Raw genomic sequence first — 25,094 nt, forward strand, 5'->3', positions numbered from 1 at the left:
ATGACAGTTATTTGACATATAGTTTATAAAATGGGTTAGGATGAATTAATGGGAAAAAAAGGAATTAAAAAGAAAAAGAGAAAACAGGAGCGAATGAAGACGATCACCATCTTGCTGACGGGATACTCGGACTGGTTTGGACGGTTCATTCGGGTGATCAGCAGAAGTGGTTATTCTCATGCGTCTTTGTCTATTGATGGCACGGAAGAGGTGTTCTACAGCTTTAACGGCAAGGGCGTTGTTGTTGAGGAACCGAAAAAAAGGAAATCCAGGCGGAGAAAAGAAGGCAGCGTTTGTATACGCATGCGGGTGCCTGAAAGTATCTGTCATGATATAGCAGAAGAAATCCAGCGATTTCTGGAGCAGAAAGATATCTATACTTATTCGCGTCTCGGCGTTATATTGTGCCTTTTGCATATTCCGCATAAGTTTGAAAACGCATATTTTTGTTCTCAGTTTGTGGCTGAGGTATTATCAAAGTCCGGAGCGGTTCAGTTAAAGAAAAAGGAATCTCTGTATTTGCCGAATCATCTGCTGGACGGATTCGAGTGCCTTTTCTCACAAAAACAGATTGCTTATAATGTCATCTGATTCTATTGCAGGCCCTTCATCCGGAGGGCCGTTTGTGCTTTGCGAAAACATGACAATAAATGGTGGATGCAACTGTCAGGTGCAACATTTCCAAGCGCACTTGGTGGTTGTCAACTGTAAATTCTGTTAAACTAAAGTCAGAAATAAGACAAAGAGAGGTAGTAGAGGATGGTTTTGGCAGAAAAAATTGTATTGTTGAGAAAAAGAAAAGGTTGGTCCCAGGAAGAACTGGCAGACAAACTGGATATATCCAGACAGTCGGTTTCCAAGTGGGAACTGGGGGCATCCATACCGGATCTGGATAAGATCCTAAGGCTCAGTGAACTTTTCGATGTGACAACAGATTATTTGCTGAAGGATGATGTTCGGGAAATTTCCAGCAATGTATCCGAAGTTTTTGAGGAAATGTCGGAGCCATCCGCACGCCGGGTGTCGGCGAAAGAGGCGAATTTGTTTATGGATTTGACAGAAAAGCTGTCCGGGCGGATTGCTTTTGCTGTTTCTTTATTTATTTTGTCTCCGGTTCCGCTGATGTTTTTAGGTGGAGTGGCGGAATATAAACATACCCGTTTGACGGAGAATATGGCCGGAGGCCTTGGCGTGACCATTCTTTTGGTTTTGGTCGCCATTGGGGTTGCCATTCTGATTCTTAATGGAATGCAGCTTTCCGAATTTGAATATCTGGAAAAAGAAGCCATATTTATAGAACGTAGTCTTGCGGAAATGGTAGAAGAAAAGCGGAGAACTTTTGAACCAAAATTTCGTGTAGTTGTGACGATCGGCGTGTTTTTGTGCATTATCGGAGTCGTTCCCCTGCTTATGGCCTTTGGACTTACAGAGGATGAATTTGTTTATGTCTGCTGTGTGGATATTCTTTTGATTTTGATCTGCATCGGCGTACATCTTTTTGTTCGTTATGGTATGGTTCATGAAAGTTATGAAAAACTGCTCCAACGGGGGGATTATACAGAAGAAAAGAAGGCACTTGGCCGGAAAACTTCTTATTTTCCAAGAATTTACTGGTGTCTGGTAACGGCTATTTATCTTGGAATCAGCTTTTATTTAAATAACTGGGAGATCAGTTGGATTGTCTGGCCGGTGGCGGGCGTTTTATTTGCTGCTTTGTATGGCATTGTACAGGCAATATATCGAAGGAGATGAAACTATGGAAAAGAAACGGATTATATGTTTTGGAGATTCAAATACATGGGGATACAATCCGGTGACAGGCGGTCGTTATGATGAAAATACCCGATGGCCGATGCGAATGCAGCAGATATTAGGCGATGAATATCAGATTATTGAAGAAGGGCAGAATGGACGGACCATTTCCTGTGAGGACCCATGGGAATGGGGCAATAAAAAGGGAATGGATTATGTCCTGCCGATGGTGGAAAGTCATGTACCTTTCGACATGTTGATCATTATGCTCGGTTCCAATGAATTAAAGAAGAAATTTCATCTTCCGGCGGGAGATATCGCCGGAGGCCTTCAAAATATGATGATGAGGCTGACAGGTTTTTTGAAATATAAATGTGATCAGCCGGATACAAAGATTCTCATTGTGTCACCAATACATATGGGTCAGGGGATAGAGACCTCTCCTTTTGCCGAGTTTTTTGAGGGCAAAGCTGCTGTTGAAAATTCAAAGCGTATGGCCCGCTGGTATAAGCTTGTCGCGGAACAGTTTGGCTGTGAATTTTTTGATGCGGCTCTGGTGGCGGAACCTGGGGAGGCAGATAGTATACATTTGATGGAGGAAGGCCATTTAAGATTGGCTGAGGCTCTGGCAGAAAAGGTCAGAGAGATCATATACGGGTGATTGAAAGAAAAGGACCCTTTTGGTCATTTTTTGACCTTGGGGTCCGATTTTGTTTTATTTGGCGGATTGGATATTTGAAATATCCGGTTCGATCATCATGGAATAATTGGTATGATAGATGACAAATCCCGGTTTTCCCGAGTTTGGCTTTTTAACATGCTTGCGCTGGATATAGTCAATTTCCACCTTTTCACTGGTCCGGTTTTTCGAGTAGTAAGCAGCCAGACGGGCGGCTTCTTCAAAGGTTTGGTCGGGAAGCTCGTCTCCGCCGGATTTGACAATTACATGGGAACCGGGGATTCCTTTGGCATGGAACCACCAGTCACCGCCGTTTGCAAATTTAAAGGTCAGTTCTTCATTTTGGAGATTATTTTTTCCAACATACATGTCATAACCGTCGGAAGAGATATAGTGGAGAGGCTGACTGGTCAGCTTCTGTTTTTTTACATTTCTGCCGCCGGTATGACGTTTCACATAACCGGCCTGAATCAATTCTTCTTTAATCTGAGCCAGATCCCCTTCGGTTTGGGCCAGATCCAGAGCGGTACTGACAGAGTCCAGGTGTTCCATCTCGTCATGGGTCTCTTCTGTCAGAGTGGACAGGGCTTCAAAAGTACGTTTCAATTTTCCATAGCGTTCAAAATATTTTTTTGCATTTTCCTGAGGTGTAAGCTGGGGGTCCAGAGGAACGGTCATATCTTTGTTGGTATAATAGTTAAGACAGGTCATGCTTTTAGCGCCCTCTTCCAGTCCGTAACCATAGGTATTGATCATTTCACCATAAATTTTGTATTTTTCCCGTTTCTCCGTATCTTTTAATTGTTTTAACTGTAAGTCATATTTTTTACGGGTACGGTCCAGTGCGGTATTCACCACATGACGCAAATCGTGGGATTTCTGACGGATGCGGCTCGTTGCATTTTTCTCCGCATAATAGGTCTGAAGCACTGTGGAAATAGAATCAAAGGCATGACTTTCGCAGTCGCCGTAGCATGTCAGCGTCAGAGCAGAAAATTCTATGGGTTCTTTGCCGCGATAAATGATCAACGGTGTGAAACAATGGTTTTCAACATCCTCCATAAGACGGCTGAAAACACCGAACAGATGAAGCTTTTCTGCATCGCTCAGTCCGCTGGTGCTCATTCCCGAATCAATGGAAGCACGGAAGCAGATTTCTTCGGCAATGACCGGGCTGATACCGGTCAGGCTGGTGTAGAGGGCCTTTCCCACAGGCAGCGGTTTGGATAACGTCTTTTCAATAAATTCATCGGCGCTGATGGTCAGAGGATTCATTTTTAACATGGTGTTCGGTATGAAATAGCTGCGCCCCGGCAGGACTTCGCGGACCGAACTGACATTGAGAGAAATATGTTTGATACTGTCAATAATTGTGCCGTCCGGCTGGCAGAAAATAATATTACTGTGCTTGCCCATCAGTTCCACAATGAGGAATTTGGTACATAAATCACCCAATTCATTTAAATGCTCAATCTCAAATTTTAAAATTCGTTCCATCTCCGGTTGAACGATGGAAACGATACGGCCTCCGCTGATATGTTTTCGGAGCAGCATACAGAAATTCGGCGCTACCATCGGGTTGGTTCCGGCGTCTTCTGTCAGATAGGCCAGAGGCAGGGACGGGCTGGCGGAGAGCAGCAGACGATAATTGTTCCGGTTATTTTTTATCGTCAGAACAATTGCGTCGTTTTCCGGTTGATATATTTTATTAATGCGGCCGTCAGTGAGCCGCTCGCTCAGTTCCCATACAAGGTTGGAAATTACGATTCCATCAAAAGCCATAAGTGTTCTCCTTCATTGAAATATAGATTAAAAAATCTTTTTTAGTATAACAAATATTAAAATTTTGTACAAGAGATGGCGGGCGAAACTATTGACGGTAATTTTTATTTGAATTATAATAAATTGATATGGTTATACAATAGCCTTACTATGGAAAGATATAACTTACAAATTAAATAGATGGGAGAACCATGTAATGTTGAAAAGTATGACAGGTTTCGGCAGAAGCGAAATCGCAAACGAACGTCAGAAGATTACGGTTGAGATGAAGGCGGTCAACCACCGCTACTGTGATATCAATATTAAGATGCCTAAAAAGCTGAGCATTTTTGAGGCAGGCATCCGAAATCTTCTGAAAAAATACATCCAGCGGGGTAAGGTGGATGTATTCATCACTTATGAGGATTATACGGAGAATAATATGGTCCTTAAATATAATGAAGAGCTTGCAGCAGAATACGTGGGTGTCCTGCAGCGGATGAGTGAACAGTTTGGCATTGAAAATGATGTACGGGTGTCTTCTTTATCACGTTATCCGGATGTACTTACGCTGGAAGAGCAGACAGTAGATACGGATGAACTGTGGGGCGTTTTGGAGGAAGCCCTTCATAAAGCCAGCGAACAGTTTGTGGAGACCCGTCTGGTCGAAGGTGAAAACCTGAAAAATGATCTGATCAGTAAACTGGACGGTATGCTTGAAGCTGTGGATTTCATTGAAAAGCGTTCGCCCGAGATTCTTGTAGAACATCGTCAGCGTCTGGAAGCCAAAGTAAAAGAACTTCTTGGCGATTCCACGATCGATGAAAGCCGCATTATCACAGAGACGACCATATTTGCAGATAAAATCTGTGTGGATGAAGAAATCGTCCGTCTGCGCAGCCATATTACAAGTACACGGAAGGCATTGCTGGAAGGCGGCAGCATCGGGCGAAAGCTGGATTTTATTGCTCAGGAGATGAATCGGGAGGCCAATACGATTTTATCCAAGGCCAATGACCTGGAAGTGGCCAATCGGGCGATTGATCTGAAGACAGAGATTGAAAAAGTCAGAGAGCAGATACAAAATATTGAATAATCCTGAACAGGAGAGATGATTTTTGGGAAAGCTTATGAATATAGGATTTGGCAATGTGGTGAACACCAGTAAGGTGATCGCTATTATCAATCCGGACTCGGCGCCGATCAAGCGGATGATCCAGAATGCAAAGGATGCAGGAATGGCCATTGATGCCACTCAGGGACGCCGGACAAAAGCGGTGATCGTCATGGAAAATAATGAATTGGTGCTTTCGGCTCTGCAGCCGGAGACATTGACCGGGCGTTTCGCCGGCAAGGTTGTGAATAAGGATGAGGAAGATGAATGATCAAAAAGGTATACTGGCAGTTATTTCGGGATTTTCCGGCGCCGGTAAAGGGACGCTTGTCAAAGAGCTTTTGACAAGGCATGAGCAGGAATACTGCCTGTCGATTTCAGCAACGACACGGATACCACGGGAAGGCGAAGTTGATGGACAACATTACTTTTTCCTGGATAAATCGGTCTTTGAGCAGAGAATTCAGGAGGAACGGTTTTTAGAACATGCCTGCTATGTGGATAATTATTATGGAACTCCAAAGGATTTTGTGTTCAATAAGCTGAGTCAGGGAATTTCTGTTATACTGGAGATTGAGATGCAGGGCGCTTTGAAAGTGAAAGAACGCTATCCGGAGACGGTGTTGATTTTTGTGACGCCGCCGACGGCCGAAGAACTGGAAGCAAGGCTCAGAGGACGTGGAACAGAGACAGAAGAAGTCATCCTGTCACGTCTGTCACGGGCTTCCGAAGAAGTTACTTATATGGATAAGTACGATTATATCGTTCTCAATGAGAATGGAAAGGTGGTTGAATGTGCTGAAGACATCCACCAGATCATTGAGGCTGAAAAAAGAAAAGCTGTTTATGGCGGGGAATTGGTTGAACAATTGACAGAAGGCCTTGCCGCATATAAGAAAGGGGAATAATTTATGTTACATCCATCATATTCAGATTTAATAGAAGTTGTAAACAGTGGTGTGGAAGAGGGGGAAGCTCCGGTAGTCCAGAGCCGTTACTCCATCGTCATTGCAACGGCAAAGCGGGCCAGACAGCTGATTTCCGGTGCTGAGCCACTCGTGGATGATGCTGCGGGGAAAAAACCGTTGTCTATTGCTGTTGAAGAATTGTATTCGGGAAAAATTAAGATTCTTGGTGAAGACGAGGAAATCGGCGGTGACATGTTGGATTTAGCTGAGGATATTTCAGAAGAGGAGATTGAAATATCAGAAGAAGCCGAAGAAACAACCGATGAAGCAGAGACTGAAACAGAAGCATAAATTCAAATTAAATTTACAATTCGTATTGTTATATGACGAAAAATTCATTATAATTTAATTGTACTGCAGAAAATAGAGATATGGGGAATTTTGTATGGAAGACAATAAGTTATTGTTTACAAAAAAACTGGAAGAACTGGTTTCAAATGCTAAAAAGAAAAAAAATGTCCTTGAATATCAGGAAGTTATGGATGCATTTAGCAGTATGTCCCTGGACGCGGACCAGAGTGAGCAGATATTTGATTATCTGGAAAGCAAGGGAATCGATGTTCTGAGAGTCAGTAATGATGACAGCGATGCGGAATTTCTTTTAGATGATGAGGATGAAGTGCATGTGGATGATACAGACTTATCTGTGCCGGATGGTATTAATATTGAAGACCCGGTGCGCCAGTATCTGAAAGAAATCGGTAATATTCAGTTGCTGTCTGCGGAGGAAGAGGCTGAGCTGGCCCGGCGGATGGGCGAAGGCGATGAAGAAGCCAAAAAACATCTGACAGAGGCCAATCTGCGCCTTGTTGTAAGTATTGCTAAACGATATGTGGGTCGTGGAATGAGCTTCCTGGATCTTATTCAGGAGGGAAATATCGGACTGATGAAGGCTGTTGATAAATTTGATTATACAAAAGGTTATAAATTCAGCACCTATGCGACCTGGTGGATTCGTCAGGCGATTACCCGTGGACTGGCCGATTATTCCAGAACCATTCGTATTCCGGTACATATGGTAGAAACAATTAACAAAACAATTCGGGTATCCCGTAAATTACTGGCTGAGTATGGCCGTGAACCAACTTCGGAAGAAATTGCAAAGGTGATGGGTGTTCCGGTGGAAAAAGTAGATGATATTTTGAAGATATCAAAAGAACCGGTATCTATGGATACACCGATCGGTGAGGAAGAAGACAGCCATCTGGGTGATTTTATTGAAGATAAATCCACACTTCAGCCGGAACAGCATGCAGCGGATGAGATGCTGAAGGAAGAGTTGGAGGTGGCGCTTCAGTCGTTGACTGAGAGAGAACAGAAGGTCATCCGTCTGAGATTTGGCCTTGAAGATGGAAAGGCCAGAACTTTGGAAGAAGTTGGTCAGGAATTTTCTGTGACCCGTGAGCGTATTCGTCAGATTGAGGCGAAGGCGCTTCGGAAGCTTCGTCATCCGCAGAGAAGCAAGAAGTTAAAGGATTTTCTTGCATAATATTATAACGAACTGTGGGATACCGGAGATGCCTGCGTTTTAAAGCGAGGTCATCTGCGGTATTCTTGTTCAAAAAAGGATACTGGAGGTACAGAGTGAAATACGCAGATATTATCGTGGATATATCTCTGGAAGCGCTGGATCGGGTATTTCAGTATATTGTGCCGGAGACACTCGTGTCGGATATTCAGGTCGGCAGTCAGGTGCTGGTTCCCTTTGGAAAGGGGAATCGAGTGCTCAGGGGCTATGTTATAGGTTTTTCTGAAGAACCGGAGTATGAGCCGGATAAATTAAAAGAAATACAGAGCATCCAGAAAGGCTCTATGGTGGTGGAATCCCAGATGATTCGACTGGCAGACTGGATGAGCCGGATGTATGGATGTACACACGCCCAATCCTTAAAAACAGTGCTGAGCGTTCGGAGAAAAGTTCGGGGCGGTACGAAAAAAGTCTATTGCCTGGCTGTATCAAGGGCCGAAGCCGAGTCTGAGATGAAAAAACTGGCGGTTCAGCCAAGATTTGCATCCAGAGTTGCGCTGCTGGCATTACTGCTGGACGACAATGAGGGACAGGGAATTTCTGAAACTGAGATGAAGAAGAAAGTGCCGTCGCCGACGGCTGCTCTGCGGACGCTGGTAAAACACGGCTGGATCAAAGTGAGGGAAGCTTCGGATTACCGGATTCCCTATTCGGGAGCGAAGGATGGGAAGACAGTGCATCTGACCCTGGGACAGCAGCAGGCAGTAGAGGGCATTTGTCAAGATGGGCGGATGGTTCATCTGCTCTATGGTGTTACGGGGAGCGGCAAGACAGAGGTTTATATGCAGTTGATCCAGCGGACTCTGGCGTCGGGCAGACAGGCGATTGTGCTGATTCCTGAGATCTCTCTGACTTATCAGAACATTGCACGTTTTCGGCAGAGATTTGGACGCCGGGTATCGGTCATGAATTCCCGAATGTCGGATGGCGAGCGCTATGACCAGTATATCCAGGCAAAAAATGGGGAAATTGATATTATGATCGGTCCTCGTTCCGCTCTGTTCACCCCTTTTCCCAATTTGGGATTGCTGATTGTTGATGAAGAGCAGGACGGAGCTTATAAAAGTGATACAACGCCGAAATATCATGCGGTGGATGTGGCGATTCAGCGAATGGAGATGTGCGGCGGAAAAGTGGTTCTCGGTTCAGCGACACCGTCAGTAGTCACCTACGACCGGGCCATGCGGGGAATCTATGGACTGCATCGACTTGAGGATCGAGTGGCCGGAGGGCCGGGAATGGCAAAAACCTGTGTCATTGATCTAAGAGAAGAATTAAAACAGAAAAATTACTCGATTTTCAGTCGGAGGCTTCAGAAAGAGATGGAAGAGCGGCTGGAAAGAAAGGAACAGATTCTGTTGTTTTTGAACCGCCGGGGATATGCGGGATTTATATCCTGCCGGAGCTGCGGTCATGTCATTCGATGTCCCCATTGTGATATTTCCATGACGCTGCATAAAGCGGAGCAAAATCTTTTAAAATGCCACTATTGCGGGATGACATTGCCGATGCCGGACAAATGTCCCGAGTGTGGTTCAAGCTATATCGGAGCATTTGGCATGGGGACGCAGAAGGTGGCGGAGATGCTTGCAAAGCGATTCCCTCAGGCACGGATTCTTCGTGCCGACAGAGATTCGATGCGACGGAAAAACAGTTCCATAGAAGTGTTTCAGGCCTTTGCCAAAGGAGAGGCGGATATTTTGGTGGGAACCCAGATGATCGTCAAAGGGCATGACTTTCCAAACGTGACATTGGTTGGTGTTCTGGCAGCAGATTTGTCCATGTTTTCCGGGGATTATATGGCCGGAGAAAGGACGTTTCAGTTATTGACCCAGGCGGCAGGAAGAGCAGGCCGGGGCGAAAAGCCGGGCCTGGCAGTGATTCAGACCTATCAGCCGGAGCATTATGCGGTAACCTGTGCGGCGGCTCAGGATTATGAAGCTTTTTACCGTCAGGAGATTTTATATCGGCGATTGATGCATTATCCGCCGGCAGGCCATATGATGGCGGTGGTTGTGGAGCATATGGATGAAATGATGGCCAGAGAAGGAGCCATCCTTCTTGCGGGAGTGATGGCGGATGAAGAAATTCAGGTTCTGCCCCCGGCAGATGGCTTCCGGGCAAAAGAGAAGGATTATTACCGAAAGGTGATTTATATAAAGAGCAACGAGATAAATGGATTGATTCAGTGCCGGAAGCGGGCGCAGTCGCTTATTCACAGCGATACCCTGTTCCGGGAGATGAACGTTCAGTTTGATATCAATCCGATGAATTTGTATTAAAATGGAGGAAGAACGATGGCACTCAGAAAAATGAGATATGAGGGAGACCCTGTATTAAATAAAGTTGCAAAAGAAGTCAAGGAGCTTACACCGCGGACAAAGGAATTGATCGGTGATATGCTGGATACGATGTACCATGAAAATGGCGTGGGTCTGGCAGCGCCCCAGGTGGGTATATTAAAACGTATCTGTGTCATTGATGTGGGCGAGGGACCTTATGTATTTATTAATCCGGAGATTATTGAATCCAGTGGTATACAGACCGGAGAGGAAGGCTGTCTGAGTGTACCGGGCAAATCCGGTGTGGTTACCCGCCCGAATTATGTAAAAGCACGGGCTTTGGACCAGAATATGAATCCATTTGAAGTGGAAGGAACCGAACTTTTTGCAAGGGCCATGTGCCATGAATTTGATCATCTGGACGGACACCTTTACATTGAGAAGGTTGAAGGTGGGCTGAAAGATGTTGTCTATGAAGAAGGTGAATGAGCATGAGAGTTGTTTTTATGGGAACGCCGGATTTTTCCGTACCGACATTGGAGTGTATCATTGAAGCCGGCCATGAAGTGGTCGGTGTGGTCACTCAGCCGGATAAGGCCAAGGGACGAGGAAAGAAGGTTGTCTATACGCCGGTGAAGGAAAAGGCCCTGGAACACGGTCTGACTGTATATCAGCCGCGAAGGGCCAGAGAGCCGGAATTTATTGAACAGATGCGGGCATTGAATCCGGATGTGATGGTGGTCGTCGCTTTTGGTCAGATCTTGCCAAAAGAACTTTTGGATATTCCGAAATACGGCTGTGTCAATGTTCATGCGTCACTTCTTCCGAAATACCGGGGAGCGGCTCCAATTCAGTGGGCCGTCATCCGTGGAGAAAAGGTCAGCGGAGTGACGACAATGCAGATGGATGTGGGACTGGACACGGGGGATATGCTGCTGAAAGCAGAAGTGCCTCTGGCGGAAGATGAGACCGGAGGAAGCCTCCATGATAAACTCAGTGTTCTCGGTGGCGATTTATTGATTGAGACGCTGAAAGGACTTGAGGCCGGAACAATCGTTCCGGAAAAGCAGGATGACAGTCAGAGCGGGGAATATGCCCGCATGCTTGATAAATCCCTTGGAAAGATTGATTTTTCTATGCGGGCAGAAGAGATTGAACGGCTGATCCGTGGTTTGAATCCGTGGCCGAGCGCTTACACATCCTATAATAATAAAACGATGAAGTTGTGGAAGGCCAGAGTCGTTCCGGGCGGAGAGGCTGTGCCGGGCCAGGTTCTGGCAGTGGATAAAAAAGGCTTCACTGTCCAGACAGGGGATGGTGCGCTTCAGATATTGGAACTTCAGATGGAAGGCAAGAAGCGGATGGACGCTGGTGCTTTTCTTCGGGGATGTCCGTTGACAGCAGGAGAAATACTGGGATAGGAGGGGTTTCTATGTATGGTGGTATGTATTATTATCCGGGGTTTTATTTCGACCCTACCTATATTTTAATTCTTATTGGAGCCTTGCTCTCCATGTGGGCTTCGGCCAGAGTGAAATCTACCTTTGCCCGGTATGACCGGGTGAGAAATTTCCGTGGGATCACCGGTGCTCAGGCGGCGGAAACGATTCTTCATCAGGCGGGTATCTATAATGTCAGTGTCCAGAGAATTTCAGGAAGTCTGACGGATCATTATGACCCGGCGGCCAAGGTACTCCGGTTGTCCGACAGTGTTTTCGGAGCAACCAGTGTTGCGGCAATTGGTGTTGCTGCGCATGAATGCGGACATGCCATTCAGGACCAGCAGGATTATGCACCGCTTCGGATACGGGCGTCTCTTGTGCCAATCTGCAATTTTGGTTCGACCATCAGCTGGCCGTTGATTTTGATCGGTGTTTTGATGGGGTGGAATCAGTTCCTGATTCGTGCCGGAATCATTCTCTTTTTTGCAGTGGTTCTTTTTCAGTTGGTCACACTTCCGGTGGAATTTAACGCATCTTCCAGAGCACTTAAAATTCTTTCTTCTACCGGACTTTTACAGGGTGATGAAAATGAGGGGGCTAGAAAGGTCCTGAGTGCAGCGGCTTTAACCTATGTGGCCGGAGCTGCGGCGAGCATTTTACAACTTTTGAGATTACTGATATTATTTGGCGGCAGAGGACGGCGTGATGATGACTAATTCAGAAAATTTAAGGGATATCGTTTGTGATCTGCTTCTGGAGATTGAAAGAGAACAGGCACCATCCCATGTGGCGATTCGGCGGATGCTGGAAAAGTACCAGTATCTCGGCAGCGGAGAACGGGGGTTTATCAGTCGTCTGACCCGGGGGACACTGGAACGCAGGATGACGCTGGACTGGATGATTGACCGATTTTCCAGTGTAAGGGTAAAGAAAATGAAACCGGTCATTCGGACAATTTTACGGATGTCGGTTTATCAGATCAAATATATGGATGGGGTTCCCGAATCAGCCGTATGTAATGAAGCGGTAAAGCTGGCGAAAAAGCGGGGGTTCAAAAATCTTTCTGGTTTTGTCAATGGAATTCTCCGCAATATGATTCGGAATCCGGAAAAATCCAAATTGCCAGAGGATAATCTGTCGATTTACTATTCTCAGCCGGAGTGGTTGGTGGATTACTGGACGGAATGTTATGGCAGGGAAAATACGATAAAAATGTTCCAATGGTTTCTGGAGGAGCGGCCGCTGACCGTCCGATTGTGTAAACATCGGCTGCCGCCGGAAGATTTTATTCGGCGAATGGAGGCTCAGGGCGTTACAGCTGTTCAAAGTACGTTAGTTCAGGAAGCATTTTCACTGAAAGGATTGAATTATCTCGGGGCGCTTATGGAATTCAGAGAGGGAATCTGTACTGTTCAGGATGTCAGTTCCATGTTGGTGGCAAAGGCGGCCGGGGTGAAACCGACAGACAGGGTGATCGACGTGTGTGCGGCTCCGGGCGGAAAAAGTATTCAGATCAGCGAGCTTTTAACCGGCGGTGGGCGGATCATTTCCAGAGACCTTACCGAATCAAAGGTCGCATTGATTGAAGAAAACATTCAGAGGATGAATGCGGATCATATTCAGGCCGAATGTCAGGATGCACTTGTATATGTCCCGGAGGATAAGGAAATGGCTGATGTGGTCATTGCTGACCTGCCTTGTTCCGGACTTGGTGTGATCGGCCGGAAGGCGGATATTAAATATCGGGTGAACCGGGAGGATATAGCAACCCTGGCCAAACTGCAACGGGATATACTGACGGTGGTTTCTGATTATGTGAAACCGGGAGGCTGTCTGATCTACAGTACGTGTACAGTGAATCCGGAGGAAAATGAAGAAAATGTTCGGTGGTTTCAGGAGCATTTCCCTTTTGAGACAGAGTCTTTAAAAAAATTTTTGCCGGAAGGAATTTCTTCCAATACGATAGATCAGGGCTATATCCAGCTGATGCCGGGAGAATATGGCACAGATGGATTTTTCATTGCCCGGTTCCGAAGGAGATAGATTATGAAAAAAACAGATATCAGATCGATGACTTTGGATGAGCTGGAACATTTTGTAACGGACGGACTCGGCGATAAAAAATTTCGGGCGCGTCAGATTTATGATTGGATGCACGTGAAACTGGTTCAGAGTTTCGATGAGATGACGAATCTTTCGAAAAATCTGAGAGAACGTCTGAAATGTGAAGCGACGCTTTATCCGGTGACGATGGTCGACCGTCTGGTTTCGAACATCGACGGCACCCGAAAATATCTTTTCAGGATGGAAGATGGCAGTGTTATTGAGAGTGTGTTGATGAAATATAAACACGGAAATTCTGTTTGTATTTCTTCTCAGGTTGGCTGCCGTATGGGCTGCCGGTTCTGCGCGTCTACACTTCTGGGCCTGGAACGTGATTTGACAGCGGCAGAGATGCTTGGACAGGTGTATGCAATACAAAAAGAGTCGGGTGAGCGCGTCTCCAATGTGGTCATTATGGGAACCGGAGAACCATTAGATAATTATGATGCGGCCGTCCGGTTCATTCGGATGATTTCTGATGACAAAGGGCTGAATATCAGTCAGAGAAACATTACCCTTTCTACCTGTGGACTTGTACCGGAAATTTATCGGTTGGCGGATGAACATCTGCAGATGACTCTGGCAATTTCATTGCATGCATCCAATGATGAGAAACGAAAATCCATGATGCCGATCGCCAATAAATATTCGATTGAAGAACTCTTAAAAGCCTGCCGCTATTATTACGATACAAATGGCAGGCGGCTGACATTTGAATACAGCCTGGCAGGCGGCGTGAATGACTCGCCGGAGGACGTCAGAGCGCTGGCACATCTTTTGAAGGGATTCATGTGGCATGTGAATCTGATTCCTATTAATCCGGTGGAGGAGCGGGATTATATCCAGTCTGACAGGAAATCCATTGTGAATTTCAAAAATAACCTTGAAAAATATGGGGGAAATGTTACTATAAGAAGAGAAATGGGTCGGGATATACAGGCAGCCTGTGGCCAGTTACGCCGCAGATATATGACTCAGACTGGAAAAAAGGAGGTATAGGATGCGGGTATATGGAAAAACAGATGTAGGTCTGGTCCGGAAAATAAATCAGGATTTTATATATTATTCTCAGGAACCGGTGGGCGCTTTCCCGAATCTGTTCATCGTGGCTGACGGTATGGGTGGCCATAATGCGGGCGATTTTGCTTCACGATATGCCGTAGAATGTTTTTTGGAATATATAAAAACTTCAAAACCGGACGCTTTGATTCGTATGGTGGATGAGGGCGTGAAATATGCCAATCGTAAACTGATCGAGAAGGCGGCCGAAGATGAATCTTTGAGAGGTATGGGGACGACGATGGTCGTAGCCTATATTGAGGAGGATCAGCTTTTTGTGGGAAATATCGGAGACAGTCGTCTCTATCTTCTTGATAAAGAGATTAATCAGGTAACAGAGGATCATTCCTTTGTTGCAACACTTGTGAGAGCCGGTGAACTGACAAAGGAACAGGCCAGGAATCATCCGGATAAAAATATCATCACGAGGGCTGTTGGAGCAGCAGAGAATGCCAAGATTGACTTCTTTGAGGTGGATCTGGAACGAGGTGATCAGATTCTCATGTGTTCGGACGGACTCTCAAATATGGTTGAAGATGATATGCTGTTTGATATTGTAAAGAATACATATATTGGCGATGTGGTCGATGAATTGATCGATGAAGCCAAACATAACGGCGGTTTAGATAATATTGCAGTCATTGTTATTGACCCTTTTGATGTGGAGGTGAATAGATGTTAACAGCAGGGACGCTTTTGGCGGGAAGATATGAGATTGTCGGCAGAATCGGCGCTGGCGGCATGTCGAATGTGTATAAAGCCAAAGACCAGAAATTGAATCGTTTTGTCGCTGTGAAGGTTTTGAAGCCGGAATTCAGTGCAGACGCTACATTTGTAAAAAAATTCCGGGTGGAAGCTCAATCGGCCGCCGGATTATCCCATCCGAATATTGTCAATGTCTATGATGTTGGTGAGGAAGACGGGATTTATTATATTGTTATGGAACTGGTTCAGGGAATCACTCTGAAACATTATATTGAAAGAAAAGGAAAGCTTGATATCCGGGAAGTTTTGAATATTTCCGTTCAGATTGCTTCCGGTATGGGAGCCGCCCATGCCAACCGGATTATTCATAGAGATATAAAACCGCAGAATGTCATCATGTCCAGAGACGGCAAAGTAAAAGTGACGGACTTTGGTATTGCCAAGGCGGCGGATTCGACGACGGTGACGACCAATGCGGCCGGTTCGGTGCATTATATTTCACCGGAGCAGGCCAGAGGCGGTTATAGTGATGAGAAGAGTGATATCTATTCTTTGGGTATCACGATGTATGAGATGGTCACCGGAAAAGTACCTTATGATGGTGAGAACAATGTGTCTGTGGCGCTTCAGCATATTCAGGGTAATATGGTACCGCCGAGACAGTTGAATCCGGATATTCCGCGGAGTGTGGAACGGATTATTCTCAAGTGTACTCAGAAAAAGCCGGATCTGCGTTATAGTTCAGCAAAAGAGCTGATCATGGATCTGCGCCGGGCTCTGGCAGAACCGGATGGCAACTATGTGGTCATCGGCACGGTAACTCCGTCCGGTGGCGTGGGCGACAGTACGACGGTGGTCATGGATGAAAATGATGTACAGAAACTTCGCAACGCATCTCTTCATAAAGACCGGGAATCGGCCAGACGGGCAGAACGGCTGACACCGGAAGAACGGCGGCGCCGTCAGCTGGAAGAAGAGCGTAAAGAATATGAAGAATATGATAATCATCATGAACGTAAGAAACCAAAGCCAAAGAAACCGGAGCCTGTCATAGAAGAGGATGAGGATGAAGACGATGTCAATCCGGCACTGGATAAGACAATGACCATTTTTGGCATCGTAGGTGCGGTAATTATCGTGATTGTTATTTTCTTCCTGATCGGACGGGCCGGAGGTCTGTTCGGAGGTTTTGGCAATACAACGAAATCGACCCGCACATCGGGAAATATCTCGACGGAAAGCCGTCAGGTCTCAGTGCCGGATTGCGCCGGAAAGACTCAGGATGAAGCCATTACACTTCTTCAGGAAAAGGAACTGGATTATAAGATTCAGGAAAAAGAAGATGATTCCATAGAGAAAGGTGTTGTTATCAGTTCAACACCGGCGGCGGGTGCAAAGGTAGATAAGGGAACAATTATCACTTTGTTTGTCAGCAAGGGCAATGAATCTCCTGACATGCCGGATGTGGTCAATATGTCTCTGGAGGCGGCAAAATCTCAGTTGGAAGGCATGGGCCTGAAGGTAAAGGTAGAGAACGTAGAGGATGATTCAGTAGAAGAAAATCATGTTATTAAAACATCTCCGGTATCCGGAGAGAAGGTAAAGCTTGGCACAACGGTGACCCTGACAGTCAGCAAGGGCAGAGGCAAAACAACAGTTCCATATCTTGTGAACAAGAGTTATGATGACGCTGCAGCTGCTCTTTCGAATGTAAATCTGCAGGTGGGCAGTGTATCCTACGAGAACAGTGATAGCGTAGAGGTAGGTTATGTTATCCGACAGGGACTGGATGCCAATTCTCAGGTGGATAAAGGAACCTATGTGGACCTTGTCATAAGTACGGGTCCGAAAGAAACGGAACCGGCAGAGGGAAGCGCATCTGTCTATATGCCGGGCGATAATCCGTTTGGTCATGACATTGGAGACCAGGCCGCATTCGATTCGGGTACGGTAACCGTTCAGGTGGAATATGCTGACGGCCGTGTTGAAACTGTATATGCGGCGTACTGCAGTTCTCCAGATGCTTATGATTCCGGATGGGGTACGACAGTGAGTGGCGAACTTGGAACCTCCGCAACGGTACGCGCCTATGTTGAGGGTGTTCAGTTCGCGTCCTATTCGATTTATTTTAGTTAGTCGAGGCGTCTATGCAGGGAAAGATTATTAAAGGAATCGGCGGATTCTATTATATCCACATCGAGCACCAGGGAATTTATGAATGTAAAGCAAAGGGAATTTTCAGAAACCGGAAAGTTAAACCCCTGGTGGGTGACAATGTGGAGATTGATATTCTTGATGAGACGGATAAAAAAGGAAATATCCGGGATATTTTACCCCGAAAAAATGAATTGATTCGGCCGGCAGTGGCAAATATCGATCAGGCATTGGTATTTTTTGCCGCTGCTCAGCCGGAGCCGAATCTGGGACTTTTAGATCGATTTCTTATTCAGATGACCTATAAACACATTCCGACGCTCATCGGATTTAACAAATGCGACCTGATCGACAGGTCCAGACGGGAGGAATTGGAAAACATTTATCGTGCCTGTGGGTATCCGATGCTTTTTGTCAGTGTGAAAGAGTCTCTTGAAATGAATGAATTAAAAACTTTGCTTAACGGAAAGACGACCGTCCTGGCCGGACCTTCCGGAGTTGGGAAGTCGTCTTTGATGAATTGGTTATTGCCGGAGGCCGGAATGGAGACAGGAGCTGTCAGCGAAAAGATTAAGCGGGGGCGGCATACGACCCGTCATTCTGAACTGTTTTATCTCGGTGAGGAAACTTATCTTTTTGATACACCGGGATTCAGCTCTCTCTATTTAAATGATTTTACAGATGAGACATTGAAACTCTATTTTCCCGAATTTCTTTCTTATGAGGAAGAATGTCGTTTCGCAGGATGCAATCATTTAAACGAACCGGATTGCGGTGTGAAACGGGCGCTCAAAGAAGGAAAGATCAGTCGGGTGCGCTATGAAAGTTATACGCAGATGTATCAGGAGTTGAAGGAACAGAGGAGGTATTGATGATGTTGATTTTATCTCCGTCGATTTTATCGGCGGATTTTGCAAATCTGGGTCAGGATGTGGTGAGAACTGCTCAGGCCGGTGCCGAGTATATTCATATTGACGTGATGGACGGACAGTTTGTGCCGAATATTTCGTTTGGAATGCCGGTGATTCAGGCCATCCGGCCGGTGACGGATAAGGTGTTTGACGTTCACTTGATGATTGATGAACCGGTGCGGTTCATCAAAGAGTTTGCGGATGCGGGAGCGGATGTGATCACGGTCCATGCAGAGGCCTGTAAACATCTCCACCGGACAATTCAGGTCATCAAAAGTTATGGTATTAAAGCCGGTGTGGTTTTAAACCCGGCGACATCTCTTTCGGCAATCGAAGAGATTCTGCCGGAAGTGGATATGGTTCTCTTGATGAGTGTCAATCCGGGATTTGGCGGACAGAAATACATTGAAACAACAACGGATAAAGTACGTCGGCTGCGTCGGATGATTTCAGATCGAAATTTGGATGTGGATATTGAAGTGGACGGCGGCGTAACGTTGGACAATGTGGAGATGCTCATTGAAGCCGGAGCCAATATTTTTGTTGCAGGTTCAGCGGTCTATAAAGGTTCCGTGGAAGATAATGTCAAAGGATTTCTGGAGGTATTTAAAAAATACAAATGAAAGTATTGATCATTACAGGAGGCAATATCGATGACGATTTTGCCTTCTCTTTTTTAAAAAATAGTAAATATGATGAGGTGATTGCTGTCGACGGCGGCCTGGCCTTTGCCGACAGAGCCGGAATGACCATTACCCATCTGGTTGGTGATTTTGATACCATTGATGGCGGAACATTGGAAAAATATGTGCACCGGAAGGATATCTGTGTGCATCAGTTTATTCCCGAGAAGGATTATACAGACACTGATATTGCAGTGAAGCTGGCGCTGCAGTTGTTTGATGAGAATCCTTGCAGGGAGACGACAGTCAGCAGTTGTCCGTGTAAAATGTCTCAATCGGCCGATGAAAAGATTCTCCACATTTTAGGAGGTACGGGAAGCCGTCTGGATCATGTGCTGGCCAATCTCCAGATGCTTAAAAATATTATGGAGGCCGGTGTTCAGGGAATATTGATCGACAAGAACAATCAGATTCAGATGATTCGGGGAGGCTGTGAACTGAAAAAAGAGGGAATTTTTGGAAAATATATGTCCCTCGTTCCGGCAACTATGGATTTATCTGGAATTACGCTGGAAGGATTTAAATATCCGCTGAATCAGGCAAATACCCATTTCGGCGAAAGCCTTTGTGTAAGTAATGAACTTGTTGCTGAAAAAGGCCGAATCACTATAGAGGAAGGATTGGCATGGATGATTTTATCCAGGGATTAAAACGATGAAAAAAATTGGAATGATCTTGGGGACGGTGAGCATTGCCATGTCGGCCATTTTTGTCCGCATGGCATCGGCGCCGTCCATTGTTCTTGTGTTTTACCGAATGCTTTTCGCTATTTTGATCTTATTGCCGGTGCTTTTGGTAAAATTTCGCGATGAAATAAAGAATCTAAAGGCGAGGGATATTCTTTTCTGTGCCTGCGGCGGTCTGTTTCTTGGTCTGCATTTCACCGTGTTTTTTGAATCACTGAAATATACCAGTATCGCCGCCTCCGTTGTTCTTGTTAATATGGAAGCATTTATTGTTTCCCTGACGTTGGTTTTATGGTGTGGGGAAAAGATTCCTGTGAAAGGGATACTGGGGATTGGAGCTGTCTTTCTCGGTACGGTGTTGATTGCAGTTTCTGACATGGGTAGTGGGAGCAATGTGATTTTTGGAGATATCCTTGCTTTGCTCGGGGCCTTTTTTGCGTCGGCCTATACATTGTTTGGAAGAGCCTGCAGAACCCATATATCCACCTCAGTTTATACATGTTTTGTATATGGATTTGCCTGTCTGACCGTCTGTCTTGTGATGATTATTTCGAGGACAGCTTTCACCGGTTATGGACTGGTGAACTATGGCGCTGCTTTTGGAATGACGATTTTTTGTACTTTTTTGGGGCATAGCGTTTATAGCTGGGGACTGAAATATCTCAGCGCTTCCTACATATCAACTGTGAAGCTGATGGAGTCCTTCTTCTCGTCTCTTTTTGGCTTCTTTATTTTTGGAGAGATTCCGGGAATACTGGTCATCATTGGCGGAGTCATCGCTATCGGCGGTGTTGCCATCTATTCGCAGGTAGATACAACGGCGCGCGTGAACACAGGGAAATAGGGAGATAGCAATGCGAAGTTGCTATCCCCCTATCTGTTGTTATTTTTTGAATTCTTTTAAAATGTCTTCATCACTGTATTCAGGATATTCGAGAATGAAATGTGTCATCATTTCGATGGTTCCTACATTTTCTTCAAGAATATCCGCGATATCTTCAGGAGACAAACCTTTGACCAGCTTTTTACGTACAAGAGCAATGGTATTCAGGAGTTTGCCTTCAGAACGCCCCAGTTCCTTATTTTCCTGATCTCGCATAAATAATGTCATATACTCTCGCCTCCATTCCAGATTTTCCTTGGCTTTTTTTACTTCGTGATCCAATGATGTAATAAAACTATCTTCGGCTAAGGTGCCGTTATTTATGTATGACAGAAACGCTTTAAGTGTTGTATTTTTGCCGGATAAATTGCCTTTGGAATTTAAGAAAATTTTTACGGTGCCATCGTTAAGGGAAATATCCGGTTCTTCAATACAGTGGTTTTCAAATGTGTACATACACTGGTTACGTCCAAATAAATCAAAACAACAAATGAAAATAACGTAGCTTTGATTGAGATTTTTGTACGAATCGCCTTTTTCGATAAGATTTAAATCAATCATGCCCTGATAATAGCGACTGCGTTTAGGCAGATTGTCTTTTTTTACGGGCTGCATTTCGATGTTATATATAACATCTTTGGTGTCTTTGACGTAAACGTCCAGTCTCACACTTTTTGAATCCGCGGTCATATCAATAACCTTTTGTTCCTCAGGATATTCAATACGTTCAATGTGAATATCCAAAATAGCCTCAATCATTTGTTTGCAGATTTCAGGATTCCGCATGACCTTGCCAAAAAGAAAATCGTCGGTAATATCCAAGTTCTCCCATGCTTTAAGATACATATTGTTTACTCCTTTTTCTCGTGTTCGTATGTTCCTTCTTTTGTATATCAGGGAGATTTTATTCATTTGTATATTTACATTATATTTGAATTAAGAAAAAAAGTAAACAGCGGATAATAAAAGTGGCTGCAGCACGAAAATCGTGCAACAGCCATTTTCTCATACATTAAATCGGAACAGGACCACATCTCCGTCTTTTACCACATATTCTTTACCTTCCATACGGACAAGTCCTTTTTCTTTGGCGGCGTTGTAAGTGCCGCAGGCCATCAGGTCGTCATAGCTGACAACTTCGGCTTTGATAAATCCGCGTTCAAAATCGGAATGGATCTTTCCGGCGGCCTGAGGTGCCTTGGTGCCATTTTTAATGGTCCATGCACGGGATTCGGTTGGTCCGGCGGTCAGGTAGCTGATCAGGCCGAGCAGACGGTAACTGGCTTTGATAAGTTTTTCCAGACCGGATTCGGAAAGCCCCAGATCTTCAAGAAACATTTTCTTTTCATCATCGTCCAGTTCGGCGATTTCCTGCTCAATCTGGGCGCAGATGACAAAGACTTCGGAACCTTCTGAAGCCGCATATTCCCGAACGGAAGCAACGAATTCATTGCTGGCGGCGTCATCGGCCAGGTCGTCTTCGGAAACATTGGCCGCATAAATGACCGGTTTGCCTGTAAGAAGATTGAAACTCTGCAAAAGAGCCTGTTCTTCTTCGTCATCAATTTCAAGAGAACGGGCCATTTTACCGCTTTCCAGATGGTCGATAATTCGTTTGACCAGGTCGGCTTCTTTGGCGAGGGCTTTATCATTGCGGGCGCCTTTGCTTACTTTGGCATAGCGGCGTTCCATAATTTCAATATCGGAGAAGATTAATTCCAGATTGATAGTCTCGATATCTCTTAATGGATTGATGCTTCCGTCCACATGGACGATATTGTCATTTTCAAAACAACGGACAACATGGACGATGGCATCAACCTCGCGGATGTTGGAGAGAAACTGGTTCCCGAGACCTTCGCCTTTGGAGGCTCCTTTCACCAGACCGGCAATATCCACAAATTCAATGACGGCCGGAACAATTTTAGCGGAATCATAAAGATCGGCCAGTACATCCAGACGGTGGTCCGGTACGGAAACAATCCCCACATTTGGATCAATCGTACAAAATGGATAGTTGGCAGATTCAGCGCCGGCTTTTGTTAGCGAATTGAAGAGGGTACTTTTACCCACATTCGGGAGACCGACAATACCTAATTTCATATTCATACGTCCTTTCTTATATAAAAGCAGCAGTTAAAATGCCGCTTCTTCACACATTCTCACCCATTTTATCATATATTTTAGAAAAAAACCATATGATTCATAATGTATTAAAAAAGAATGAATTTTTTTTGAAAAAACCAAAATTGGTATTGCTATCTCAATCCAAATAATATAGAATAAAACTACAAGTGGGAGAAAGTGAAACAAAGTGGTGAAAGTTGGTTTCCATAGGAGCCAAAAGTGAGAGACAGGTGGTCTGTATGTTTATTGGTGAATATAATCATACGTTAGATGCTAAAGGCAGACTGATCGTTCCTTCAAAATTGAGAGAATCTTTGGGTGAAAGATTTTTTCTGACGAAGGGGCTGGATGGCTGTCTCTCTGTGTATCCTACGGAAGAATGGGAAAGCTTTACGAGTAAGATCCATGAGCTTCCGATGACCAACAAAGATGCCCGTAAGTTCAGCCGGTTTTTTCTGGCAGGAGCTTCCGAATGTGAAATTGACAAGCAGGGCCGTATTTTAATTCCGGCCAATTTAAGAGAATTTGCAAAGCTTGAAAAAGAAGCCGTTTTAGTCGGCGTCTCTAATCGTATTGAGATTTGGAGCAAGGATAAGTGGGAAGAAATCAACGATGTGGATGTGGATGATATGGATGATATCGCTCAGCATATGGAAGACATCGGAATTTCTTTATAGCAGCAAAAGAAAGAGGTGGTACGATTGAATTTCAGGCACCAATCTGTTTTGCTGGAGGAAACGATTGATAATTTAAATATTCAGCCGGACGGCATTTATGTCGATGGGACCCTTGGAGGTGGAGGACATGCTTTTCAGGTGTGCAGCCGGCTTGGCGAAAAAGGACATTTTATCGGGATTGACCAGGATGCGGCAGCTATTGAGGCCGCAGGCGAACGGTTGAGACCTTTTGGCGATAAAGTCACGATTGTGCGAAGCAATTACAGTGACATGAAACAGGTGTTAAGTGACCTTGGAATTTTCAGGGTGAATGGCATTGTCCTGGATTTGGGCGTATCCTCCTATCAGCTGGACACAGCAGAGCGGGGGTTCAGTTACAGAGAGAATGCACCGCTGGACATGCGTATGGATCAGCGGCAGGAGAAAACGGCCAGAGACATTGTCAATGGTTACAGTGAGATGGAATTATACCGGATGATCCGGGATTACGGTGAGGATAAATTTGCTAAGAATATAGCGAAACATATTGTACGCGCCAGAGAAGATAAGCCGGTGGAAACGACGGATGAGCTGACAGAGATCATTAAGGCGGCGATTCCAATGAAATTTCGGGCTGTGGGTGGACATCCGGCCAAGCGGACCTTTCAGGCGATTCGGATTGAACTGAATCAGGAACTGGAAGTGCTCCGGGGCCATTTGAATGAAATGGTGGAACTCCTTGATAAAAATGGAAGAATCTGTATCATTACTTTTCATTCTCTGGAAGACCGGATCGTGAAAAACATTTTCCGTAAATGTGAGAATCCATGTGAATGCCCTCCGAATTTTCCAACGTGTGTCTGCGGAAAAAAATCTCTGGGAAAAGTAGTCACACGAAAACCGATTCTCCCGTCAGAGGAGGAGTTGGAGATGAATCCGAGATCTAAGAGCGCAAAGCTGCGTGTTTTTGAACGCAGATAATTCAGGAAAGGGGCGGTGATTATGACGGACAACAGAAGAAGACGACAGCAGATGCGGCCGACAGGATATTATGTCGAAGGCAGCACCGTTCGCAAATTGGAGGCGGCGCCGGAAGAACATCCAACCAGACGTCGGCGACAGACAGCAGAAGGATGGCCGGCCGGACAACGGCGTCTGACTGCAGAAGAACGTCGTCGTCACGCGGAAAAAAGCAGAAAAAAAGAAATAGCACGTAAAAATCAGGAGCGTGCATTACGTCTGAATCTTACCTATACATTGTTTTTGATTTTTTCTGTTGTAGTGACAGTAGCCGCCTGCGTCTTTTATTTAAGCCTTCAAAATGAGGTCCTTCGTACAAGTCAGCAGGTATCCGACCTGAAATCTGAATTGAGTACTATTACAAATGAAAATGTGGCGATGGAAGAACGTATTAACAGTGCGGTTGATTTGTCAGAAGTGTATCAGCGGGCCGTTGGTGAATTTGGCATGACGGCTATTACGGAAGGGCAGATCCATTATTATTCCAACGAAAATCAGGATTATGTCAAGCAATATCGACAGATTCCGGCGGATGACTAGAATATGAAAGCCCTCAGCTTACTGAGGGCTTTTACTTAGAT

General features: G+C 45.2%; 25 protein-coding genes and 1 pseudogene. 23 read left to right on the forward strand and 3 right to left on the reverse strand.

Annotation, left to right across the window (positions count from 1 at the left end; genetic code table 11):
• Positions 1–48: 48 nt before the first annotated feature.
• From EV212_RS04610 to EV212_RS04620, 3 genes are all read left to right on the forward strand, one after another.
• Complete coding sequence (locus tag EV212_RS04610; protein ID WP_132089582.1) at positions 49–591, forward strand: hypothetical protein; 543 nt, start codon at positions 49–51, stop codon at positions 589–591.
• Between the two features lie 174 nt (positions 592–765).
• A complete protein-coding gene (locus tag EV212_RS04615) occupies positions 766–1,752 on the forward strand; it encodes a helix-turn-helix domain-containing protein (RefSeq protein WP_207669063.1) in 987 nt (328 codons plus the stop codon).
• A gap of 4 nt (positions 1,753–1,756) precedes the next feature.
• Positions 1,757–2,413 (forward strand): SGNH/GDSL hydrolase family protein, encoded by a 657-nt coding sequence (locus EV212_RS04620; RefSeq protein WP_165873299.1) that lies wholly within the window; start codon positions 1,757–1,759, stop codon positions 2,411–2,413.
• A 54-nt stretch (positions 2,414–2,467) separates the two neighbouring features.
• Here the strand turns inward: EV212_RS04620 and EV212_RS04625 are convergent, their stop codons facing one another.
• Complete coding sequence (locus tag EV212_RS04625; protein ID WP_132089590.1) at positions 2,468–4,213, reverse strand: Rqc2 family fibronectin-binding protein; 1,746 nt, start codon at positions 4,211–4,213, stop codon at positions 2,468–2,470.
• A gap of 196 nt (positions 4,214–4,409) precedes the next feature.
• Here EV212_RS04625 and EV212_RS04630 point away from each other — a divergent pair, with 196 nt between their 5' ends.
• The 17 genes and pseudogenes from EV212_RS04630 to EV212_RS04710 all read left to right on the forward strand — a co-directional run bounded on the left by EV212_RS04630 (position 4,410) and on the right by EV212_RS04710 (position 20,671).
• Positions 4,410–5,288 (forward strand): YicC/YloC family endoribonuclease, encoded by an 879-nt coding sequence (locus tag EV212_RS04630; protein ID WP_132089593.1) that lies wholly within the window; start codon positions 4,410–4,412, stop codon positions 5,286–5,288.
• A gap of 22 nt (positions 5,289–5,310) precedes the next feature.
• Positions 5,311–5,577, forward strand: a complete 267-nt coding sequence (locus tag EV212_RS04635) for a DUF370 domain-containing protein (protein WP_132089596.1) — start codon at positions 5,311–5,313, stop codon at positions 5,575–5,577.
• Positions 5,570–6,214 (forward strand): guanylate kinase, encoded by a 645-nt coding sequence (gene gmk, locus EV212_RS04640; protein ID WP_132089599.1) that lies wholly within the window; start codon positions 5,570–5,572, stop codon positions 6,212–6,214. The genes EV212_RS04635 and gmk overlap by 8 nt, the downstream gene beginning before the upstream one ends.
• Positions 6,215–6,217: 3 nt before the next feature.
• Positions 6,218–6,451, forward strand: a pseudogene (gene rpoZ / locus EV212_RS04645) (DNA-directed RNA polymerase subunit omega); the annotation flags it as partial.
• Positions 6,452–6,659: 208 nt separating this feature from the next.
• The gene (gene rpoD / locus EV212_RS04650) at positions 6,660–7,763 is read left to right on the forward strand and encodes an RNA polymerase sigma factor RpoD (protein ID WP_132089605.1); all 1,104 of its coding nucleotides are present in this window, start codon (positions 6,660–6,662) and stop codon (positions 7,761–7,763) included.
• A 95-nt stretch (positions 7,764–7,858) separates the two neighbouring features.
• Positions 7,859–10,084 carry a replication restart helicase PriA gene (priA, locus tag EV212_RS04655; protein WP_132089608.1) on the forward strand — a complete coding sequence of 742 codons (2,226 nt, stop codon included), beginning with the start codon at positions 7,859–7,861 and terminating at the stop codon, positions 10,082–10,084.
• Positions 10,085–10,099: 15 nt separating this feature from the next.
• A complete protein-coding gene (gene def, locus EV212_RS04660) occupies positions 10,100–10,573 on the forward strand; it encodes a peptide deformylase (protein WP_132089611.1) in 474 nt (157 codons plus the stop codon).
• Between the two features lie 2 nt (positions 10,574–10,575).
• Positions 10,576–11,505, forward strand: coding sequence for a methionyl-tRNA formyltransferase (gene fmt / locus EV212_RS04665; protein WP_132089613.1), 930 nt, complete (start codon positions 10,576–10,578; stop codon positions 11,503–11,505).
• A gap of 23 nt (positions 11,506–11,528) precedes the next feature.
• Complete coding sequence (locus tag EV212_RS04670; RefSeq protein ID WP_132089984.1) at positions 11,529–12,242, forward strand: zinc metallopeptidase; 714 nt, start codon at positions 11,529–11,531, stop codon at positions 12,240–12,242.
• Entirely contained in the window at positions 12,232–13,569 is a 1,338-nt protein-coding gene (gene rsmB, locus EV212_RS04675) for a 16S rRNA (cytosine(967)-C(5))-methyltransferase RsmB (protein ID WP_306812202.1), read from the forward strand. Before EV212_RS04670 ends, rsmB begins: the two co-directional genes overlap by 11 nt.
• Before the next feature lie 3 nt (positions 13,570–13,572).
• A complete protein-coding gene (gene rlmN / locus EV212_RS04680) occupies positions 13,573–14,628 on the forward strand; it encodes a 23S rRNA (adenine(2503)-C(2))-methyltransferase RlmN (RefSeq protein WP_132089616.1) in 1,056 nt (351 codons plus the stop codon).
• A 1-nt stretch (position 14,629) separates the two neighbouring features.
• Entirely contained in the window at positions 14,630–15,370 is a 741-nt protein-coding gene (locus tag EV212_RS04685) for a Stp1/IreP family PP2C-type Ser/Thr phosphatase (RefSeq protein WP_132089618.1), read from the forward strand.
• Positions 15,364–17,529: a Stk1 family PASTA domain-containing Ser/Thr kinase gene (pknB, locus tag EV212_RS04690; RefSeq protein WP_132089621.1), complete on the forward strand. Its 2,166-nt coding sequence runs from the start codon at positions 15,364–15,366 to the stop codon at positions 17,527–17,529. Before EV212_RS04685 ends, pknB begins: the two co-directional genes overlap by 7 nt.
• Positions 17,530–17,540: 11 nt before the next feature.
• On the forward strand, positions 17,541–18,419 hold the full coding sequence (gene rsgA, locus EV212_RS04695) for a ribosome small subunit-dependent GTPase A (protein ID WP_132089624.1): 879 nt from the start codon (positions 17,541–17,543) through the stop codon (positions 18,417–18,419).
• Between the two features lie 2 nt (positions 18,420–18,421).
• Positions 18,422–19,081 carry a ribulose-phosphate 3-epimerase gene (gene rpe, locus EV212_RS04700; protein WP_207669071.1) on the forward strand — a complete coding sequence of 220 codons (660 nt, stop codon included), beginning with the start codon at positions 18,422–18,424 and terminating at the stop codon, positions 19,079–19,081.
• Complete coding sequence (locus tag EV212_RS04705; RefSeq protein WP_132089629.1) at positions 19,078–19,791, forward strand: thiamine diphosphokinase; 714 nt, start codon at positions 19,078–19,080, stop codon at positions 19,789–19,791. Before rpe ends, EV212_RS04705 begins: the two co-directional genes overlap by 4 nt.
• A 4-nt stretch (positions 19,792–19,795) precedes the next feature.
• A complete protein-coding gene (locus tag EV212_RS04710; RefSeq protein ID WP_132089632.1) occupies positions 19,796–20,671 on the forward strand; it encodes a DMT family transporter in 876 nt (291 codons plus the stop codon).
• A gap of 39 nt (positions 20,672–20,710) precedes the next feature.
• On the opposite strand, the gene EV212_RS04715 is transcribed toward EV212_RS04710, so the two are convergent.
• Positions 20,711–21,622 carry an Rpn family recombination-promoting nuclease/putative transposase gene (locus EV212_RS04715; protein ID WP_330570451.1) on the reverse strand — a complete coding sequence of 304 codons (912 nt, stop codon included), beginning with the start codon at positions 21,620–21,622 and terminating at the stop codon, positions 20,711–20,713.
• A 93-nt stretch (positions 21,623–21,715) separates the two neighbouring features.
• Positions 21,716–22,813 (reverse strand): redox-regulated ATPase YchF, encoded by a 1,098-nt coding sequence (gene ychF / locus EV212_RS04720; protein ID WP_132089638.1) that lies wholly within the window; start codon positions 22,811–22,813, stop codon positions 21,716–21,718.
• A gap of 263 nt (positions 22,814–23,076) precedes the next feature.
• Here ychF and mraZ point away from each other — a divergent pair, with 263 nt between their 5' ends.
• From mraZ to EV212_RS04735, 3 genes are read left to right on the forward strand one after another with little or no spacing between them, the layout of a single operon-like run.
• Positions 23,077–23,514, forward strand: coding sequence for a division/cell wall cluster transcriptional repressor MraZ (gene mraZ, locus EV212_RS04725; RefSeq protein WP_132089641.1), 438 nt, complete (start codon positions 23,077–23,079; stop codon positions 23,512–23,514).
• Between the two features lie 24 nt (positions 23,515–23,538).
• Complete coding sequence (gene rsmH, locus EV212_RS04730; protein WP_132089644.1) at positions 23,539–24,474, forward strand: 16S rRNA (cytosine(1402)-N(4))-methyltransferase RsmH; 936 nt, start codon at positions 23,539–23,541, stop codon at positions 24,472–24,474.
• Positions 24,475–24,495: 21 nt separating this feature from the next.
• Positions 24,496–25,053 (forward strand): SadB/YajI family lipoprotein, encoded by a 558-nt coding sequence (locus EV212_RS04735; protein WP_132089647.1) that lies wholly within the window; start codon positions 24,496–24,498, stop codon positions 25,051–25,053.
• The last annotated feature ends 41 nt before the right edge of the window (positions 25,054–25,094 follow it).

The sequence above is a fragment of the Frisingicoccus caecimuris genome (genome assembly GCF_004340975.1).
In the GTDB taxonomy this organism is placed as follows: domain Bacteria; phylum Bacillota; class Clostridia; order Lachnospirales; family Lachnospiraceae; genus Frisingicoccus; species Frisingicoccus caecimuris.

Excerpts from the sequence above, each read along its gene's own strand:
- EV212_RS04610 (WP_132089582.1), top strand. The coding sequence starts at position 49 with ATGGGAAAAAAAGGAATTAAAAAGAAAAAGAGAAAACAGGAGCGAATG.
- EV212_RS04620 (WP_165873299.1), top strand. The coding sequence starts at position 1,757 with ATGGAAAAGAAACGGATTATATGTTTTGGAGATTCAAATACATGGGGA.
- EV212_RS04625 (WP_132089590.1), bottom strand. The coding sequence starts at position 4,213 with ATGGCTTTTGATGGAATCGTAATTTCCAACCTTGTATGGGAACTGAGC.
- EV212_RS04630 (WP_132089593.1), top strand. The coding sequence starts at position 4,410 with ATGTTGAAAAGTATGACAGGTTTCGGCAGAAGCGAAATCGCAAACGAA.
- gmk (WP_132089599.1), top strand. The coding sequence starts at position 5,570 with ATGAATGATCAAAAAGGTATACTGGCAGTTATTTCGGGATTTTCCGGC.
- rpoD (WP_132089605.1), top strand. The coding sequence starts at position 6,660 with ATGGAAGACAATAAGTTATTGTTTACAAAAAAACTGGAAGAACTGGTT.
- def (WP_132089611.1), top strand. The coding sequence starts at position 10,100 with ATGGCACTCAGAAAAATGAGATATGAGGGAGACCCTGTATTAAATAAA.
- fmt (WP_132089613.1), top strand. The coding sequence starts at position 10,576 with ATGAGAGTTGTTTTTATGGGAACGCCGGATTTTTCCGTACCGACATTG.
- EV212_RS04670 (WP_132089984.1), top strand. The coding sequence starts at position 11,529 with ATGTATTATTATCCGGGGTTTTATTTCGACCCTACCTATATTTTAATT.
- rsmB (WP_306812202.1), top strand. The coding sequence starts at position 12,232 with ATGATGACTAATTCAGAAAATTTAAGGGATATCGTTTGTGATCTGCTT.
- rlmN (WP_132089616.1), top strand. The coding sequence starts at position 13,573 with ATGAAAAAAACAGATATCAGATCGATGACTTTGGATGAGCTGGAACAT.
- EV212_RS04685 (WP_132089618.1), top strand. The coding sequence starts at position 14,630 with ATGCGGGTATATGGAAAAACAGATGTAGGTCTGGTCCGGAAAATAAAT.
- pknB (WP_132089621.1), top strand. The coding sequence starts at position 15,364 with ATGTTAACAGCAGGGACGCTTTTGGCGGGAAGATATGAGATTGTCGGC.
- rsgA (WP_132089624.1), top strand. The coding sequence starts at position 17,541 with ATGCAGGGAAAGATTATTAAAGGAATCGGCGGATTCTATTATATCCAC.
- rpe (WP_207669071.1), top strand. The coding sequence starts at position 18,422 with ATGTTGATTTTATCTCCGTCGATTTTATCGGCGGATTTTGCAAATCTG.
- EV212_RS04705 (WP_132089629.1), top strand. The coding sequence starts at position 19,078 with ATGAAAGTATTGATCATTACAGGAGGCAATATCGATGACGATTTTGCC.
- EV212_RS04710 (WP_132089632.1), top strand. The coding sequence starts at position 19,796 with ATGAAAAAAATTGGAATGATCTTGGGGACGGTGAGCATTGCCATGTCG.
- EV212_RS04715 (WP_330570451.1), bottom strand. The coding sequence starts at position 21,622 with ATGAATAAAATCTCCCTGATATACAAAAGAAGGAACATACGAACACGA.
- ychF (WP_132089638.1), bottom strand. The coding sequence starts at position 22,813 with ATGAAATTAGGTATTGTCGGTCTCCCGAATGTGGGTAAAAGTACCCTC.
- mraZ (WP_132089641.1), top strand. The coding sequence starts at position 23,077 with ATGTTTATTGGTGAATATAATCATACGTTAGATGCTAAAGGCAGACTG.
- EV212_RS04735 (WP_132089647.1), top strand. The coding sequence starts at position 24,496 with ATGACGGACAACAGAAGAAGACGACAGCAGATGCGGCCGACAGGATAT.